Origin of the sequence: Burkholderia sp. SIMBA_062 (assembly GCF_046534765.1) — a bacterium.
Lineage (GTDB): Bacteria > Pseudomonadota > Gammaproteobacteria > Burkholderiales > Burkholderiaceae > Burkholderia > Burkholderia ambifaria.
This window is the reverse complement of sequence record NZ_JAWRYD010000684.1, coordinates 1-230: the sequence shown is the minus strand read 5'-3', so window position 1 is coordinate 230 and position 230 is coordinate 1. Positions and strand designations below refer to the sequence as shown.

The 230-nt window shown below is 70.0% G+C and carries 1 protein-coding gene; it reads left to right on the top strand.

The window, feature by feature from the left end; all coding sequences use genetic code 11:
* The coding region (locus SB786_RS37920) for an amidohydrolase family protein (RefSeq protein WP_410731799.1) at positions 1 to 230 on the top strand (230 nt) is incomplete at both ends.

Here is a 230-nt window from a genome sequence, read left to right as displayed (position 1 = left end):
ATGGAGCTGCGCTGGGACGGCGTGCGCTCGCTCGCCGTCGCGATGGAGATGCTCCGGCAGCAGGTCGCGATCACGCCGGCGCCGCAATGGGTGCGCGTGGTCGGCGGCTTCACCGAGCATCAGTTTGCCGAGAAGCGCCTGCCGACGATCGACGAGCTCAACGCGGCCGCGCCCGATACGCCGGTGTTCATCCTGCACCTGTACGATCGCGCGCTGCTGAACGCGGCCGC